General features: G+C 50.3%; 13 protein-coding genes. 3 read left to right on the forward strand and 10 right to left on the reverse strand.

The window, feature by feature from the left end; all coding sequences use genetic code 11:
• Nucleotides 1–39: 39 nt before the first annotated feature.
• The 3 genes from BQ7480_RS02745 to BQ7480_RS02755 all read left to right on the forward strand — a co-directional run bounded on the left by BQ7480_RS02745 (nucleotide 40) and on the right by BQ7480_RS02755 (nucleotide 2,875).
• Entirely contained in the window at nucleotides 40–597 is a 558-nt protein-coding gene (locus BQ7480_RS02745) for a sugar O-acetyltransferase (protein ID WP_072541618.1), read from the forward strand.
• Nucleotides 598–876: 279 nt separating this feature from the next.
• Nucleotides 877–1,551 carry a hypothetical protein gene (locus BQ7480_RS02750; RefSeq protein WP_072541619.1) on the forward strand — a complete coding sequence of 225 codons (675 nt, stop codon included), beginning with the start codon at nucleotides 877–879 and terminating at the stop codon, nucleotides 1,549–1,551.
• 193 nt (nucleotides 1,552–1,744) lie between these two features.
• The gene (locus BQ7480_RS02755; protein WP_083581740.1) at nucleotides 1,745–2,875 is read left to right on the forward strand and encodes an alpha-L-fucosidase; all 1,131 of its coding nucleotides are present in this window, start codon (nucleotides 1,745–1,747) and stop codon (nucleotides 2,873–2,875) included.
• A gap of 83 nt (nucleotides 2,876–2,958) precedes the next feature.
• Here BQ7480_RS02755 and BQ7480_RS02760 read toward each other — a convergent pair whose 3' ends face one another.
• From BQ7480_RS02760 to BQ7480_RS02805, 10 genes are all read right to left on the reverse strand, one after another.
• Entirely contained in the window at nucleotides 2,959–4,065 is a 1,107-nt protein-coding gene (locus BQ7480_RS02760; RefSeq protein WP_072541621.1) for a sulfotransferase family protein, read from the reverse strand.
• 52 nt (nucleotides 4,066–4,117) lie between these two features.
• Nucleotides 4,118–5,629, reverse strand: a complete 1,512-nt coding sequence (gene cysN / locus BQ7480_RS02765) for a sulfate adenylyltransferase subunit CysN (protein ID WP_072541622.1) — start codon at nucleotides 5,627–5,629, stop codon at nucleotides 4,118–4,120.
• 12 nt (nucleotides 5,630–5,641) lie between these two features.
• Nucleotides 5,642–6,553, reverse strand: coding sequence for a sulfate adenylyltransferase subunit CysD (cysD, locus tag BQ7480_RS02770; protein WP_072541623.1), 912 nt, complete (start codon nucleotides 6,551–6,553; stop codon nucleotides 5,642–5,644).
• Nucleotides 6,554–6,566: 13 nt separating this feature from the next.
• On the reverse strand, nucleotides 6,567–7,178 hold the full coding sequence (gene cysC, locus BQ7480_RS02775) for an adenylyl-sulfate kinase (RefSeq protein ID WP_072541624.1): 612 nt from the start codon (nucleotides 7,176–7,178) through the stop codon (nucleotides 6,567–6,569).
• A 25-nt stretch (nucleotides 7,179–7,203) separates the two neighbouring features.
• Nucleotides 7,204–8,745 (reverse strand): SLC13 family permease, encoded by a 1,542-nt coding sequence (locus tag BQ7480_RS02780; RefSeq protein WP_072541625.1) that lies wholly within the window; start codon nucleotides 8,743–8,745, stop codon nucleotides 7,204–7,206.
• Nucleotides 8,746–8,757: 12 nt separating this feature from the next.
• A complete protein-coding gene (cysQ, locus tag BQ7480_RS02785; protein ID WP_072541626.1) occupies nucleotides 8,758–9,567 on the reverse strand; it encodes a 3'(2'),5'-bisphosphate nucleotidase CysQ in 810 nt (269 codons plus the stop codon).
• Between the two features lie 96 nt (nucleotides 9,568–9,663).
• Nucleotides 9,664–11,346: an amino acid permease gene (locus BQ7480_RS02790; protein ID WP_072541627.1), complete on the reverse strand. Its 1,683-nt coding sequence runs from the start codon at nucleotides 11,344–11,346 to the stop codon at nucleotides 9,664–9,666.
• Between the two features lie 53 nt (nucleotides 11,347–11,399).
• Complete coding sequence (locus tag BQ7480_RS02795) at nucleotides 11,400–12,722, reverse strand: TolC family protein (protein ID WP_072541628.1); 1,323 nt, start codon at nucleotides 12,720–12,722, stop codon at nucleotides 11,400–11,402.
• Nucleotides 12,719–15,751 (reverse strand): efflux RND transporter permease subunit, encoded by a 3,033-nt coding sequence (locus tag BQ7480_RS02800; RefSeq protein WP_072541629.1) that lies wholly within the window; start codon nucleotides 15,749–15,751, stop codon nucleotides 12,719–12,721. Before BQ7480_RS02800 ends, BQ7480_RS02795 begins: the two co-directional genes overlap by 4 nt.
• Before the next feature lie 11 nt (nucleotides 15,752–15,762).
• Nucleotides 15,763–16,839: an efflux RND transporter periplasmic adaptor subunit gene (locus BQ7480_RS02805; RefSeq protein ID WP_072541630.1), complete on the reverse strand. Its 1,077-nt coding sequence runs from the start codon at nucleotides 16,837–16,839 to the stop codon at nucleotides 15,763–15,765.
• Nucleotides 16,840–17,053 lie beyond the last annotated feature (214 nt).

A 17,053-nucleotide genomic window follows, 5' to 3' on the forward strand; every position in this document is an offset into this window, starting at 1 on the left:
TTTATATTGAATTGACGTTAAATAATAAACTGAAATCCTATGAAAACAGAATACGAAAAAATGCGCAGTCAGGAACTCTATTATTTTTCCGACCCTGAAATACACGCCAGTCTGATACACGCCAAAAAAGTGTGCGCCCGTCTGCAGACGATGACCATTTACGACGACGATTACCGTCAGGTGATGGAAGACCTCATTCCAGGTATCCCGAAAAATACCACTATCTGTCCGCCTTTCCATTGTGACCACGGCAACGGCATAATCCTGGGTGAAAATGTGTTCATGAACTACGACTGCATCATGCTCGACGGAGCTTATATCCGCATCGGGAAGAATACGCTGATAGGACCTCATTGCCAGTTCTACACGCCCCAGCACCCCATGGACTATGTGGAACGTCGTGAGGAAAAAGAAACTTCCTATCCCATAACGGTGGGTGAGGACTGCTGGCTGGGTGGCAATGTGGTGGTCTGTCCGGGAGTGACCATCGGCAACCGCTGCATCATTGCGGCAGGCAGTGTGGTGACCCGGGATATTCCCGACGATTCCCTTGCGGCAGGTGTGCCGGCAGTGGTGAAAAAAAGCCTGAAAAAATAATTTGCTTTCTACGGTACATAAATAAAAAGCTCCCCGAAGCATACTCTTTTTTGTCCTGATAAATTCTCTGTACCACACTGCGGTTTTTATATCCCACACTGTGAAATATGTATCCCACAGTGTGGTTTTTGTATCCCACACTGTGGGACAGAGAAAATGCAGGTAGTGAGAGGCTTTTTTCATAGAGGAGTTTCCCTTTTTATGGGAGAGAATTTAGTGTTTTTTTAGGACAAGGTTGGGTGAAAAAACTTAACTTTGCGCGAAACAAACCTTTAGACTATGAATGTAAGACTCTTCTTGATGGTGGGCTGTGTGGCGGGAATGTGTACAGCCTGTATCCATAAAGGGACTGGATGCCAGGTTGATAATCAGTCTGTTGTACATACGCTTATCTTGGAGGCAGACAGTTTGATGCGGAGCGATTCCTTGTTCTGGAATGTGCCGGTCGACAAAGCACATCCGCATGTCTGCATTCATGACGTATTGATTCGGGAGAAATTGGACAGCGCCATTTCGTTGTGTCCCGACAAGCAGATTTACCTTTTGAAATATACTTATTTGCTCCGCAGCTGGCGTCTGCCGGAAGTGTTGGCGTTGCTTCGCGAGATGGATACTTGCATGTGTGATTCCATGTCGCCCGAATTGTGGAATATGAAAGCGATGCTGGAGGACTATCAGGGAGATTCGGTGGTAGCAAGGAAGAATTTTCTACGGGCGGATTCAGCCTATGGAGTCAAAGTGCAGGAAGTGGCACAAGATTCTCTGATGTACGGGTTTGTTCGCTTGGAAAAGGCCCTGAATTTTTCGCTGATGAAGAACGATTTTCGTGTACTTCAGGAGGAAATCACGTTTTATGAACGGGTGAATGGCAAGGCTGTTCACGGAATGGAGCAGTGGAAGAATCTGACAGATAAAAGAGAATATTACCGGCAGGTGTTCGGTCAGCCGGAATGAGGTGAATGGATTGTTTGCCTTTATTTTTGGAAGTAGACTTGTTTTGTTGGTATATTCTCGATTTCCTCCTATAATCCCACATTTTCATCCTATCTTATTTTGCGGTTTTCTGTCTACATTTGTTTTTGTAAATCGAATCACGGGATTATCCCCAAAAAGCGAATCGTAAATTTTTAGAAAACGAAAAATAGGCATGAATCAATTTGTAATGTTAGGTTGCTTGTGGCTGGGAGCCTGTGCAACGGCTTTTTCCCAGCAGACCAGTGGGGTGAACTATCAGTTGGAACCCATGCCGTCGGTGCATAAGCCACTGCCGGAGAACTCTGTTCCGATGGGGGACAGCCAGACTTTTGAGGAAGTGAAACTGGATTTGCCGGTGACTGCCGGACCGTATGAGCCCACGTGGGCATCGATAGAGTCCAACTATCCGGGTACACCTGAATGGTTGCGGGATTCCAAGTTCGGAATATGGATTCATTTCGGACCGCAGTCGGCTGGAGAGAGTGGCGACTGGTATGCCCGCAAAATGTATGTGGAAGGGACTCCGGCTTACGAGAATCACCTGAAGAATTACGGGCATCCTTCGGAAGTGGGCTACAAGGAGGTGCTACGCGACTGGAACCCGAAGAAGTTCAATCCCAAAGAATTAGTGGATATTTACAAGGATGCCGGCGCACGGTTTTTGATTATTCAGGGAGTACACCATGACCAGTTCGACTTGTGGAACTCCAAGTATCAGGCTTGGATTGCCGAAACCCCGGTAGGTGACTGGTTCTATGGCCCGAATTTCGTGTACAGTTCGGATGCGATGATACGTTACCTGTTGGAGATTGTGGCACGTGACGGTTCGGTAGGGGTATCTATTCCGTTGCGTCCCGACGGCTCATTGGATGAAGGCTGCGTGAAGATGCTGAAAGAGGTCGGCGAATGGATGCGGGTGAACGGACAAGGTATTTACGGCAGTTCAGCCTGGCGTGTATTGGGCGAAGGGAAGGGCGGTAAGCTGAATGTGTTGCCGGGTGGATTCATCGGGGGCAGTCAGGCAAACCATACGTTCTATTCTACGGATTTCCGTTTTACGGTAGGAAAAGACAAAGCCTTGTATGCCTGGTGTATGACGGTGCCGAAACCGGGGGAGACTTTGAAGATTGTGTCTTTGGGTACAAACTCTACAGTGGAAAAGAAGAAGGTGACTTCGGTGGAACTGTTGGGTGTAAAAGGTCATAAATTAGACTGGAAACAGGAGGCAGACGGATTGCGTATTGTGTATCCGGAATCTGCTTCTTTGAAGACGGCTGTCGGATTCCGGATTGTATGTGAATGAAGATAGCGGTTAATAAAAGGCATGAAACAAAAAATGCGGGATGTGAGCGTCCCGCATTTTTTTGTTGATATAGTCTGATCAGTTTACAACTTATACCCCCACTGCTCCAAGGCGAACGACCAGTTCTTTTCAACCAGTTCAACGGTTTCGGGCTTGTATTGGTATTTGTTTTTCTTGTACCCTTTCTTCTTGTTGACGTATGCTTCGATGTCGGCACGGGCTTCGTCAAAGCCGGGAATTTGCAGCTTCTGGTAAATTTCTTGCGTCATATCGAAGGCGTTCTTTTCGTAATCCTCGAAACGAACTTCCACCAGATTGCCTTCCGGAATGAACTTCTTGTCGGCCTCGTACTTGTGATACAGCTTGGCGTAGACAGAAAGGATGTTGGCCTGCAGTTCTTCGTTGCTGATGTCCTGCAGCTTCAGTGGCTGGATGGTGTTGGTGAAGAAACTGCGGGTCGATTCGAATACCGTGTACGGGTTACGCATCAGGTAGATGAACTTGGCGTTCGGGAACATCTTCACCAGCTCTTTCACGCGTCCGGTGTGTGGCGGGTTCTTGCTGAGGAACTGTGTGCCGTGGGTGTTCCACAAGGAAATCTTGATCAGTTTGGTGAAGGTTTCCTCAAACACTTTCAGTTCGGCATCGCTGATGTCATCGAACAACAGGTACTTGTCGGCATATTCCTGCATGTATTTCGGCAGGAACCAGAAGTTGTAGTATGTGTAGGGCATCATGTTGGCCAAGGCAAACTCTTCTTCCTGCGGCAGGTCGACGGCCAGCTCCATGTTGTCGGTCGGACGCTTGTCCGGCATCAGCCAGCTCATGTTCTTCTTGAAGAAGGGTTGTCCCCACATCATCAGGTGCGGAAACACCGTCTGATAGGTGGTGTTGTAGCCAAAATGCTTGTCGCAGGAGAACACGTTGTGCATGAAGGTGGTGCCGCTGCGCCAGTGTCCGAGAATGAACACAGGGTCGTGTTCCAGGGGCTTGTCGGCCAGCAGCTTTTCATACCGTTTGTTCTGCAAGGGAACCAGGGTGGACAACAGACGGCATACGGCCTTGGTCAGGCGGTATTTGCCTTTGTACGCCGGGTCGATGGTACGTCCGGCAGTAATCTGGTTGAAGGTCTTCCAGTCGGCTCCTACCAGCGTATTGATGGGGAGTTTGTTAAATTCGAGTAATCCCATTTCTTTAATTGATAATTGACAGTTGTAAAACTCAGCTTGTCGATTTTAACTTTTAATTTTTAACTATTAATTCAATAGCGTATCCCTGACGTTCCAGTTCCTTTACGGCACGTTCGATGGCTTCGTAGTGTTCCGGACCGATGCCCAGTTTCGGCAGGTTGAGGACAGGCAGTTCCATCTGGTTGTGCATGTCTTTGTCGGCCACCTGGTTGATGATCATACCTACGGCACTGGTGTTGTTGGTAATCGGGTCAATCAGGATGAAGGCACCCGTAGCTTTGTTCTTGGTATAAGGGTCGAAGAACAGCTCCTTGGAAGAAGTCAGTACCACATGAGCAATCTGGTTGAGCTGCATGGGCACATCTTCCTTGGTCAGGCGTCCGTTTTCCACAGACAGGTGTTCCATGGTGTTGATATCTACCTTATACTTGATGCTGTCTACGCGGGTACGGCTGGTGTTAGTGGTCTGTTTCAGGAAGAAAGATTTCTCCATGTCCATCTTTTCTTCGTCCATCCATACCAGCATGGCTTCGAAGTTACGTCCAATCATCGGCATGTTGTCGGGGTGTACCAGCATTTCACCACGGGATACGTCGATTTCGTCTTCCAGAGTCAGAGTGACAGACATTGGCGGGAAGGCATAGTCGAGTTCTCCGTCGTAAGTTACGATACTCTTGATGTGCGAACGCTTTCCGGAAGGCAGGGCTACTACCTCATCACCTTTGTGTACCACGCCGGAAGCCACTTTTCCGCAGAAACCACGGAAGTCGAGGTTCGGACGAAGCACGTACTGCACCGGATAGCGGAAGTCTTTCAGGTTATGGTCGTTGCCGATGTGGACGGTTTCCAGGAATTCCAACAGGGCGGGACCTTCGTACCACGGGGTACGGTCGGATTTTGCTACCACGTTGTCGCCTTCCAAGGCTGACAGCGGAATGCACTGTACATCGGGGATACCCAGCGGGGTAATGAAGGCCATATAGTCGGCAACAATCTTGTCGAACACTTCCTTCGAGTAGTCTACCAGGTCCATCTTGTTGACAGCCAGTACCACGTGCTTGATCCCCAGCAAGGATACCAGGTAAGTATGACGGCGGGTCTGGGTGATGACACCGGTACGGGCATCTACCAGGATGACGGCCAGGTTGGCAGTCGAACCGCCGGTAATCATGTTACGGGTATATTGTTCGTGTCCCGGAGTGTCGGCAATGATGAACTTACGGTTGTTGGTCGAGAAATAACGGTAAGCCACGTCGATGGTGATACCTTGTTCACGTTCGGCTTTCAGGCCGTCGAGCAGCAGGGCATAGTCGATGTGTTCGCCGGCGTTACCCATACGCTTGCTGTCGCGTTCCAGGGCATCAAGCTGGTCTTCATACAATTTCTTACTGTCGAACAGCAGGCGTCCGATGAGGGTGGACTTTCCGTCGTCGACTGAACCTGCGGTCAGGAAACGGAGCAGGTCTTTTTGTTCGTCTTTTTTCAGGAATTCCTCGATAGACATCTTGCCTCTGGCTTCTCCTTCCATCGGGTTGCCTGATTTGCTTTTATCTAAATGTTCCATGTCGTTGCGTAATTAAAAATATCCTTCACGTTTCTTTTGTTCCATACTGGCTTCCTGGTCGAAGTCGATGACACGGGTCGTGCGTTCACTCTTGGTGGTGGTCATCATTTCCTCCACAATCTTTTCGATGGTGTCGGCTTCGCTTTCAATGGCACCTGTCAGCGGCCAGCATCCCAAGGTGCGGAAACGGATTTTCTTCATTTCAATCTTGTCGCGGTATTTTTCCGGCAGACGGTCGTCATCGGGCATAATCAGCTGTCCGTCGATGTTGACCACCGGACGTTCCTTGGCGAAATACAGCGGTACGATGGGGATATTTTCCAGGCGGATGTACTGCCAGATGTCCAGTTCAGTCCAGTTGCTCAACGGGAATACACGGATGCTTTCTCCTTTGCGGATGCGGGCATTGTAGATGTCCCAGAGTTCCGGACGCTGGTTCTTGGGGTCCCATTGGTGGAACTCGTTACGGAAAGAGAAGATACGTTCCTTGGCACGTGATTTCTCTTCGTCGCGACGTGCGCCTCCGAAGGCTGCGTCGAACTTGTATTTGTCGAGGGCGTGCAGCAGGGCCTGGGTTTTCATCAGGTCGGTGTGTACCTTACTTCCGTGAGTGAAGGGGCCTACGCCTGCGCGGAAGGCTTCCATGTTGCTTTCCACAATCAGGTTCCAGCCGTATTTTTTAGCGTATTCATCGCGGAACTGAATCATTTCCTTGAATTTCCATTTGGAATCGATGTGCATCAGTGGAAAAGGTACTTTTCCCGGAGCGAAGGCTTTTTCTGCCAGACGGACCATGACGGATGAGTCTTTTCCGATGCTGTAGAGCATCACCGGATTCTCAAATTCGGCAGCCACTTCGCGGATGATGTGAATGGACTCGGCTTCGAGTTCTTTCAAGTGGCTTAATTTGTATTCTTCTTGCATGGCTATATAATGTTTATTTTTTAGTGACTTTGGGGAGAATCAGGCCGAACAGTTGGTCGACGGATTCTTTGAGTGACAGTTTGGAGGTGTCGAGCGAAAGGGCCGGATGGACGGGGGCCTCGAACGGGGCTGAGATACCGGTGAAGTTTTTGATTTCTCCACGGCGGGCCTTGGCGTACAGGCCTTTCACATCGCGGCGTTCACATTCTTCCAGCGGGGTGCTGACGTAGATTTCCAGAAAATCGTCTTTCCCGATGATGCGGGCGGCCATTTCGCGGATTTCGTTATTGGGACTGATGAAAGCTGCCAGTGTAATGATACCGGTATCGACAAACAGCTTGCCCACTTCGGCAATGCGTCGGATGTTCTCTACCCGGTCTTCGGCCGAGAAGCCCAGGTTGTTGTTGATGCCGCTGCGGATGTTGTCTCCGTCGAGGATACGGCACAGCAGCCCTCGCTGTTGGAGTTCGCGCTCAAGGGCGATGGCGATGGTACTTTTTCCGGAACCGCTCAGTCCGGTGAACCAAATCATAAGTCCGTGTTGGTGAAGTAGCTCTTCCTTGTCTGCACGCCCCAGCATGCGGTCGAATATCGGATAGATATGAGTTGCTTTTGAATCGTTCATATTGTAATGTCTGTTTAAGTCTGTTTTAAAACGGCCATATCAGCGGAATGAGAAAGACCGATATCAGGAATGTGATGATGTTCAGCGGCAATCCGATACGGACGAAGTCGGTGAACTTGTAGTTTCCGATACCTTGTACAATCAGGTTGGTCTGATAGCCGATAGGGGTGGAGAAACTGGCCGAGGCTGCCATGCAGATGACCACGAAGAACGGCATGGGATTGACTCCCAGCTGGGTGGACAGTGACAGGGCAATGGGGAAGGACAGGGCCGCCGCCGCATTGTTGGTAATCAGTTCTGTAAAGATGTTCGTAATGATGAACAGCACGGCCAGCAACACATAAGGACCGTAGTCATGACTCAGGCTGATGATGTAACCGGCCAGCAAGTCGGCCACTCCGGAATTTTCCATGGCTTTGCTGATGGCAAAGGCACAGGCAATGGTAATCAGGATGTCCCAGGAAATGTACTTGGTATACTTTTGTGGAGGGAATATCTTGGTCCATGCCATGATGACCGTAGTGATGGACACGAAAAAAAACATATCCAGTTTGATGCCTTCGGGCAGGTATTTCTCAATGCCCGGCAGTTCACCGATGGTGGCTCCTACAATCATGAACACGAGCAGGAAAAGGGTGAACCAGCGTTTTTTCTTTCCGGTCGGTTCGTATTCTTTCCCGTTGGCCAGCATCAGGAAGACAGAAGATTCTCCCCATGTCTGGATGAAGCTGTCGTCTGTCAGTACCACCAATGTATCGCCTTCGCGAAAACTGACTTTGCTCAGGTTGGTATAAGTACGTCCACTACGGCGGAGTTCTTTCACTTCTGCTCCATAATGACGCTTGAAGTCGAATTCGCTCACCGTCTTGTTGATACCTGGGAAACGCGGACCGATGACGGCTTCTACCAGATGCAGTGAAGAGTCGTTTTCTTCCTCGTTGGTCGTGTCCGGACGGTTGGCGGGCAACAGTTTCTTGGAGAACAGAAACAGGTAGATAATGCCCGCTAAGGCGATGAATACCCCTACCTTCCCCAGTTCGAACATGCTGAAGCCTTTCATCCCGGCATCGAGAATCATGCTGTGTACCACCAGGTTGGTAGACGTACCAATCAGCGTACAGATACCACCGAGAATTGTCACGTACGACAGCGGAATCAGGAAGTAAGTGGCCGGAAGCTTGACATAGTTGGCCCACCGCTTGATGATGGGGGCAAATATGACCACCACCGGTGTATTGTTCAAGAAGGCGGATATGAAAGCGATGCTGGGCAGCATGCGTGCCTGTGCCCGGAAGACGGATGTCGTCTGCTGGGGAAGCAGCTTCTTGATGAGCTGGGTCAGCGCTCCGCTTTGACGTACACCTTCACTGACCAGAAACAACAAGGCCACGGTAATCATCCCTTTGTTGCTGAAGCCTTCCAGCATTTCTTTCGGAGTGAGTATGCCGGTGCAGAGAAAGATGACCACCACCGAGAACAGAATCATTCCCGGGCGCATCTTGTCCATAATCAGCGCGGTCAGCATGGCCACAAGTGAAAGTAGTACGATAATAATCTCGATAGACATAAGTTAGTTGGATTATTCTGCAATGAACCAAGGGTTCAGCAAGTCTGTTTTGTTGTATTGTAGCGGTTCTTTTTTCCCTGCCTGATACACTTCCTTTCCGGATGCACGGATAATGGCATGTCCGGCAGCCGTGTCCCATTCCATGGTGGGAGCAAAACGGGGATATACGTCGGCATTTCCTTCTGCGATGAGGCACAGCTTCAGGGAGCTTCCTTTGGAGATGGTTTCCACTTGTGCATGCTTTTGCTGCATTTCGTGGATATAAGCTTCTGTTTCAGGAGTCAGGTGTGAACGCGAAGCCACGACGATGAATGTGTCGTCTGTACGGTGGGCATTCGGCAGGCGTTGTGCATGCGCAATCAGTGCATCCAATGAAGTGCATGAACCGGTTTCCGTAATCTCATTGATTTTATAGGCTCCCAATGTGGTATCGGCAAAATAAAGTTCTTTTTTGACAGGGATATAAATGACTCCTGCTTCCGGGCAACCGTCTTTTACGTAGGCAATATTGACGGTGAATTCACCGTTTCGTTTGATGAACTCTTTGGTGCCGTCCAACGGGTCGACAATCCAAAGCTCTTTCCATTGCTGCCTTTCTTCGGGTGCGATTTTGGCCCCTTCTTCGCTCAGTAAAGGGTAGGGAGTACCGGCCAATGCTTGTGCTATGACGGCATGTGATTTGCGGTCAGCAATGGTCAGCGGGGAATTATCCGCTTTTTTCTCTATCTCAAAATCCGCATTCGGGTCAGTATATACAGACATGATTTCTGCTCCGGCGGCGAGTGCGGCCTGAATGGCAGTATATAATATATTCTTATTCATAATAGTATAAATCGCTGTAAAATAACAGTTTTTTTAAATGTCGTTTGTGGTTTATTATTCGTTTTTTCTGTTCCTGCCTGTTTTTTATAACTTCTTTTAAGACTCAATCGGTTGGTCCGATAAGTGCTGGTGGTTGTGAGGATGTTTCCAGATGCGCCATAAGTAGAACGCACAATGGGTGAAGGCAAAGACAAAAGAGATGGTCAGCAGAGTCTTGTCCTTATCCCATCCAACGGTCTGCTGGTGCCACAATCCCGTCACTACGCTCAAAATAGACAATATCAATCCTGTAAGGTTTAATACCATGTCACCTTTCCGGTGTTTTTGTCCGGGTTCCAGTTTGCTATGATGGATACCGTAGAAGGCATATACGTCCAGGCCGATGAGCATCCATAACACCAGTCGTATCCACGTATCGGCGGGAAGGAAACTCATCATACACAGGCAGGTTAGGATGCCCATGATGGGTACGAAGGGAACGAATGGGGTTTTGAAGGCCCGGTGTACGTGGGGCATGCTCTTGCGTACAACCAGTATGGCGGCGCAGACCAGTGTGAAGGCCAGCAGTGTACCGATACTGGTCATTTCTCCGGCTACCTGCGCTGGAATGAAGCCGGCCAGCAAGCTGACTACGACCATGAAAAGGGCATTGCTGTGAACCGGTGTACGGAAACGGGGGTTGATTTTGGAAAAGAACGGGGGAAGCAGTCCGTCGCGGCTCATGCTCAGGAAGACACGGCTTTGTCCGAGCAGAGTGACCATGATGACCGAGCAATAACCGAACAGAATAGCCAGGATGATAGCTTTGTTCAGCCACGGATAAACGGGCTGGATGATACCTTGGGCATCGGGGTACCCCATTTTTTCAATGGCTACGGCCACCGGTGCAATCCCGACTTGTCCGCTGAACTCGGTGTAGTGTGCCACTCCCGTCATGACATGGGCGAAGAGAATATATAAAATGGTGCACACCAGCAGAGATACTAAAATGCCGATAGGCATATCCCGTTTCGGATTTTTGGTCTCCTGGGCAGCGGTACTCACTGCGTCAAATCCCAAAAAGGCAAAAAAGACGATGGCAGCCCCTCGGAAAATACCCGAAATGCCGAACTCACCCAACGTGCCGGTATTAGTCGGAATATAAGGTATGTAGTTGTCGCTTTGGATGAAGCGCCAGCCCAATACCACGAATATCAGAATCACCGCAATTTTCAGGAAGACAATCAGTCCGTTAAAGAAGGAACTTCCGGCAGTACCCCGCATCAGAATCAGGCTCATGAGTACCACGATTACCATGGCGGGGATGTTTACGATACCTCCGTCCCACGGACAGGCCGTGAATGCCTGGGGAAGTTCAATTCCTACTCCCTGCAGGAAGACGGTCATATAGCGGCTCCAGCTGATACTGACGGTGGTGGCGGCTACGGTATATTCCAGAACCAAATCCCATCCGATAATCCAGGCGATGAGTTCGCCCATGGTAGCGTATGAATAGGTATAGGCACTTCCCGATACGGGAATCATCGATGCAAATTCCGCATAGCAGAGACCCGCAAAGCAACAGCCAATTGCGGCAATGATGAAAGAAAGCGTGATGGCCGGACCTGTGTAAGAAGCCGCTACGGTTCCGGTGATGGAAAACAAACCGGCTCCAATAATGACTCCCACTCCGAGTGCTACCAGACTGACGGGTCCTAATACCCGTTTGAGGGTGCCGCTTCCCGTTTCCTTGGCTTCAGCCTGTAAAGCCTCTATACTTTTTCGAATAAAAAGCCCCATGGTAATTGTATTTGTAAATTGTGCGGCAAAGATACAAAAAATTATGAAATATTTTATTTCAGGTATTGTGTCACCTTCCCGCTAAGTTGTAGCAGGGATATTTCACACATCTTCGTATCATATTCTGCGGAAAGGATGCGTTCTTCCGCATCGAGGAGGCTTTTCTGGGCTTCACGCATTTCGATTCCGGACAAATCTCCCAGCAGGTAGCGTTCTTTGGCTATCTCGTGGTTCTCTTTGGCGGAAATCAGGTTCTGGCGTTCCAGATTCAGCAAGCGGATGTTGTTGCGGTAGGCTTGCCACAGGTTACTCAGGTCGGCCCGAAGTCCTTGTTCCAGCTCGTCGCGGGCCAGCTGGGCGTTGCGGATGGCCAGACTGGCATTTCGTTTCTCGCGTTTCCGGTTGCCGTCGAAGAGGTTGAATCCTACGGTGATGCCCCCGCTGAATCCCCAGTTGCTGCGCTGGCGGGTGGCATTGACATCGTATTTATTGAGGGTATAACCGTAGCCGGCATTCAACCGTACATACGGATAGTTACGCGACAATACTTTTTTATAATCCAACTGGGCCAGTACGGTATTCTGGTCTGCTTGCAACAAGCTGGAGTTGGCCTGTAGGGTACCCTCCCACAAGGCGTTGAAATCCAGGCTTTCGTTGACATCAATCACCGAGTCTTTCACGCTGAGCGGACGGTCCATATCTTTGGCGGCCATCAGCTCGTTCAGGTTGATACGGGAAGTATGTACCAGTTCCCGTTGTTTGATATACTGCGCCCGGTCGGCATTGAAGTCCACGGTGGCCTGCTGATAATCCAGCCGGGAGAAGTTTCCGATGTGGTAGCGTTCTTCTACGATGCGCAGACGTTCCCGGGACAGCGACACGGCATAGCGGAAATTCTTCAACCGGATTTCTTGTTGGATGTAGTTATAGTATTCTGCCGTGAGGGTGGCGATGAAGTCCTCAATGGCAATCCGGGTGTTGGTGGCTCCCTGTCGTTCGAGCTCTTTCAGCTGCTTGTAAGTGGTACTGATGTTGAACCCGTCGAAAATCGTCCAGTTCAAGTCGATACCCGCGTCCAAGGTCTGGTCGTATACGCCACGGAGTTGGGTGGTTTCTCCCGTTTCACGCGACTGGCTGTTGCTGTTGTCCGCGTTTCCGGTATAGCCGGCTGTCAGGTCCACCGTAGGCAGGTAGCCCGCATTTCCCAGGGTGGCGTTGTTTTTACTTACCTGCTCTTCGTTGCGGGTAATGCGGAGCGAATAGTTGTTGGCCAATCCTTCTTCCAGGCATTGTTGCAAGGTATAAGTGTACTGGGCCTGTGCCGGAAGTCCCAGACCGAGTAAAAAAAGTGCATAGTAAATAGACCGTTTTCTCATTTCTTTTCTTTTTTAGCGCGGTTAGTCGATATATAAGAATAAATGGCCGGTACGATGTACATCGTCAGGAAGGTGGAGACCAGCATACCGCCTACTACAGCCACTCCCATGGCGATGCGCTGGTTGGCCCCTTCGCCCGACGCGAAGGCCAGTGGCAACAATCCGAGGATGGTAGAGGCACTGGTCATCAGAATTGGGCGCAGACGCTGGAGGGCCGCATCGCGGATGGCCAGCATCTTTTCTTCGCCCGCCTCCTGTTTTTGGTTGGCAAATTCCACAATCAGGATACCGTTCTTGGCCACCAGTCCAATCAGCATGATGATACCAATTTGACTGAAGATGTTCATCGTGATGTCGCCGAAGTACATGAAGACCAGGGCACCGGCGATGGCCAGCGGCACGGTGAGCATGATGATGAGCGGGTCTTTGAAACTTTCAAACTGGGCCGAAAGAATCAGGTAAATCAAAATCAGGGCCAGAATGAAGGCGAACATCAGGCTGGAGGAACTTTCGCGGTATTCCTTGGAATCGCCCGACAAGGCGGTGCGGAACGTGTCGTCCAGAACCTTGTCGGCAATCTTGTCCATCTCGTCCAGACCGTCGCCGATGGTTTTGCCTTCGGCCAGTCCCGCAGAAATGGTCGCAGAGATGAAACGGTTGTAATGATACAGTTTGGGGGGTGCCACAGCTTCCACAAATTCCACCAGGTTGTCCAGCTGTATCATCTCTCCCTTGTCGTTCCGGATATAAATCGACTTGATGTTGGCCGGCTGGTTACGTTGCTGGCGGTTGATTTGTCCGAGAATCTCATACTGCTTGCCATTCATGTAGAAATAGCCCATGCGCTGCCCGCTTAACCCGTATTGCAAGGTTTCTCCGATGTCGCGTACACTCACACCCATGGTACCAGCCTTGTCGCGGTTGATGGTGACACGCATTTCCGGACTGCTGAACTTCAGGTCCACGTCGGCCATCTGGAAGGTCGGGTTATCGTATACTTGGGCCAGAAACTCTGGCAATACCTCCTGTAGCTTTTCGATGCTGACCGCCTGAAGCACATATTGTACCGGCATACTCGCTCTTCGTCCGCCGAAAGAAGACTGCTGTTGTACGAAGGAACGGGCCTTGGTATGCGTACGGATAGCCTTAGAGATTTTTTCGGCTATCTCCATCTGGGTGTAATCGCGTTCCTTGATGTCTTTCAGGGTAACCTGGATGTTTCCGCTTCCACTCGATACGCGGGCCGTGACAAAAGCTGCATCTGGAACGATGGAGTCGACCAATGTGTTGATTTCTTCCGTATAGTCACGGATGTATTCATAGCTGGCCCCTTCGGCCGCGCTGGTCCGGATGTTGATTTGCGAGCGGTCTTCCAGTGGGGCCATCTCGGCTGGAATATGGTTCCATAAGTAACCGATGAGGGCCAAAGTAATCAGAACGAATGGTATGGCGATGATACGCTTGTGCAGAAAGGCCTGAAGGCTGCGGGCATACAGGCGGTTCATGCCTTCGAAGAAAGGCTCTGTCTTCCGGTAAAACCAGTTCTGCTTTTCCCGGTGCTTCAACAATTTGGTAGCCAGCATCGGGGTGAAGGTCAGGGCCGAGAAAGCCGAGATAATGACAGAGCCGGCTACTACGAAACTGAATTCGCGGAAGAGGCGTCCGCTGGTTCCTTCCATGAAGACAATCGGGATGAACACGGCGGCCAGGGTAATGGTGGTGGAAATCACGGCAAAGAAAATTTCTTTAGCCCCCTCGATACCAGCCTCGAATGGTTTCATTCCTCTCTCGATGCGGATATAGATGTTTTCGGTCATCACGATGGCATCGTCGACCACCAGTCCCACCGACAGGACGACGGCCAGCATGGTGAGTACGTTGATGGAGAATCCGGCGATATACATCACGAAGAAGGCTCCGATGAGGGAGACCGGAATTACGATACAGGGAATCAAGGTGACACGCCAGTCGCGCAGGAAAAGGAAGATGATGATAATCACCAGCGCGAAAGCCTCGTACACGGTACTTTCCACTTCTGCGATGGAGGCACGGATAAAGCGGGTGTTGTCGAAACCGTATGTGTATTCCACGTCGTCGGGCAAGTCTTTCTTCATCTGCTCCATGCGTTCGTACACGGCGTCGGCAATGTCGATGTGGTTGGCACCCGGTTGCGGAATGACGACGACACCCACCATGGGTACCCCGTTCATCTTCATGTAGCTCTTCAGGTCGGCCGGTCCCAGTTCCGCGTAACCGATGTCACTGAAGCGCACCACCTGTCCGTTTTGTTCTTTCAGGATGATGTTGTTGAATTCCTTCGCCGTATGCATCTGTCCCATGGTGCGCAGGGTCAGTTCCACAGTATTTCCTTCTATGCTTCCAGACGGAAGTTCCAGGTTCTGTTTGTCGATGGCATTTTTCACGTCTACCGGAGTGATGCTGTAGCCGGCCATTTTGACCGGGTCGAGCCACAGACGCATGGAATAGCGTTTCTCTCCCCAGATGGAGACGCTGCTCACGTCGGGAATGGTTTGCAGCTGTTCCTTGACGGTCAGGTCGGCAATCTCACTCAGTTCCAGCAAAGAACGGGTGTGACTTTGTATGGCCACCATCAGGATAGGGCTGGCATCGGCGTCGGCTTTGGATACGGTAGGCGGGTCACAGTCGCGGGGCAGGTAGCGCTGGGCACGCGACACCTTGTCGCGCACGTCGTTGGCAGCGGTTTCCAGGTCGACCGACAGTTCAAATTCCACGGTGATGCGGCATTGTCCCTGTTGGCTGGTACTCGACAGGGAACGGATACCCGGAATCCCGTTGATGTTTTGTTCCAGCGGTTCTGTAATCTGGTTCTCAATTACTTCTGCATTGGCTCCCGGATAGCTGCAGGTCACGGAGATGATGGGGTTGTCCACCGAAGGGTATTCACGTACCCCCAGGGTGGTGTAGCCAATCAGTCCGAAAAGCAGGATGATAATGGTGAGCACAGTGGCCAGTACGGGCCTTCTGATACTAAGTTCGGAGATGTTCATACGGCAGAAAGTTAGTTGATTTGATCAAGAATTACCGGCATGCCGGTGCGCAGTTGAAGGGTACCGGAGGTCAGGATGGTATCTCCGGCCGACAATCCTTTTAGAATCTGTACTTCTGCTTCCGTGCGGATACCGATTTCCACATCTACCGGTTCGGCCACTCCCGAGCGGTACACGAATACCTTGTTCTTTCCCATTTCCGGGACGATGGCTTCCGATGGAATGGCGATGGCGTCTTGAATTTCTTTCTGCTTCAGTTCGATGTCCGCATAGCGTCCGGGCAACAGTTCTCCGTTGCGGTTCGGATAGAGGGCGCGGACGGTCAGTGTATGGGTTTCTTCATTGATGCGTGATTCCGTGGCATAAACCTGTGAGTTGAAGGCTTCCAATCGTCCTTCAATCTTGAAGGTCAGGTTTGTGCCTTTCTTGATTTCGCGGGCATAACGTTCCGGTACGGCAAATTCCACCTTGAGCGGAGTGATTTTCGTCAGTTTGGCGATGACGGTTGTGGGGGAGGCGTAAGCTCCTAGGCTGACCTGCCGCAGTCCGATGATACCGTCGAACGGAGCACGGAGTTCCGTCATGGCAATGTTTGCTTTCACGTTCTCGATGTCTGCATTCAAGGTAGCCAGTTCCGTTTTCACCTGTTCGTAGGCTTCTTTACTCACCGCATCGCGTTGCAGCAAGGCATTCTGACGGAACACACGGTCTTCGGCCAGTGGCATCTGGGCCTCCAGCCGTTTCAGCTGGGCTTGCAACTGGCTGTCGTTCACTTTGGCCAGCAGCTGTCCTTTGGATACGAAAGAGCCCTCTGTGAAATCAATGCTCGTGATTTTTCCGGAGGTTTCAAACGACAAGTCTACTTCCTCATCCGGCATCAGTTTACCACTGACAAACAGCTGGTCGGTGAGCAAATGAGGTTTGAGTATTTTTGCATTTACGTTGAGTGCTTTGGACTTGCCGGTGGGCACTTGCTTCTCGGCTGCTTCCAGTTCTTCATTCTTCCAAGGGGTAAACGTGTGGATACCTAAGGCAATGACTCCTGCCCCTATCACTACGATGATTCCCCATTTGATGCGTTTGTCCATGTGTTTGTTAGATTAAGATTAAAACGATATACTTGGCAAATATATGAATTTATGGGAGGAATTCTATGTGTTTCATACTTTTTATAAAATAGGAAAGGCTTTTATTGGGATGGTGATTGAAACGTTAACTGTAAATAGTGGAATGGCCTTGTGAGTTGTGCTGTATGTTGATAATTAGTGGTCTATGGTGATTCTCTTATTCTATAGCCTTTAT

The organism is Bacteroides mediterraneensis (assembly GCF_900128455.1).
GTDB classification, from domain to species: domain Bacteria; phylum Bacteroidota; class Bacteroidia; order Bacteroidales; family Bacteroidaceae; genus Phocaeicola; species Phocaeicola mediterraneensis.

Excerpts from the sequence above, each read along its gene's own strand:
- BQ7480_RS02760 (WP_072541621.1), bottom strand. The coding sequence starts at position 4,065 with ATGGGATTACTCGAATTTAACAAACTCCCCATCAATACGCTGGTAGGA.
- BQ7480_RS02750 (WP_072541619.1), top strand. The coding sequence starts at position 877 with ATGAATGTAAGACTCTTCTTGATGGTGGGCTGTGTGGCGGGAATGTGT.
- BQ7480_RS02805 (WP_072541630.1), bottom strand. The coding sequence starts at position 16,839 with ATGGACAAACGCATCAAATGGGGAATCATCGTAGTGATAGGGGCAGGA.
- BQ7480_RS02745 (WP_072541618.1), top strand. The coding sequence starts at position 40 with ATGAAAACAGAATACGAAAAAATGCGCAGTCAGGAACTCTATTATTTT.
- BQ7480_RS02800 (WP_072541629.1), bottom strand. The coding sequence starts at position 15,751 with ATGAACATCTCCGAACTTAGTATCAGAAGGCCCGTACTGGCCACTGTG.
- BQ7480_RS02755 (WP_083581740.1), top strand. The coding sequence starts at position 1,745 with ATGAATCAATTTGTAATGTTAGGTTGCTTGTGGCTGGGAGCCTGTGCA.
- cysD (WP_072541623.1), bottom strand. The coding sequence starts at position 6,553 with ATGCAAGAAGAATACAAATTAAGCCACTTGAAAGAACTCGAAGCCGAG.
- BQ7480_RS02795 (WP_072541628.1), bottom strand. The coding sequence starts at position 12,722 with ATGAGAAAACGGTCTATTTACTATGCACTTTTTTTACTCGGTCTGGGA.
- cysC (WP_072541624.1), bottom strand. The coding sequence starts at position 7,178 with ATGAACGATTCAAAAGCAACTCATATCTATCCGATATTCGACCGCATG.
- cysQ (WP_072541626.1), bottom strand. The coding sequence starts at position 9,567 with ATGAATAAGAATATATTATATACTGCCATTCAGGCCGCACTCGCCGCC.
- BQ7480_RS02790 (WP_072541627.1), bottom strand. The coding sequence starts at position 11,346 with ATGGGGCTTTTTATTCGAAAAAGTATAGAGGCTTTACAGGCTGAAGCC.
- cysN (WP_072541622.1), bottom strand. The coding sequence starts at position 5,629 with ATGGAACATTTAGATAAAAGCAAATCAGGCAACCCGATGGAAGGAGAA.
- BQ7480_RS02780 (WP_072541625.1), bottom strand. The coding sequence starts at position 8,745 with ATGTCTATCGAGATTATTATCGTACTACTTTCACTTGTGGCCATGCTG.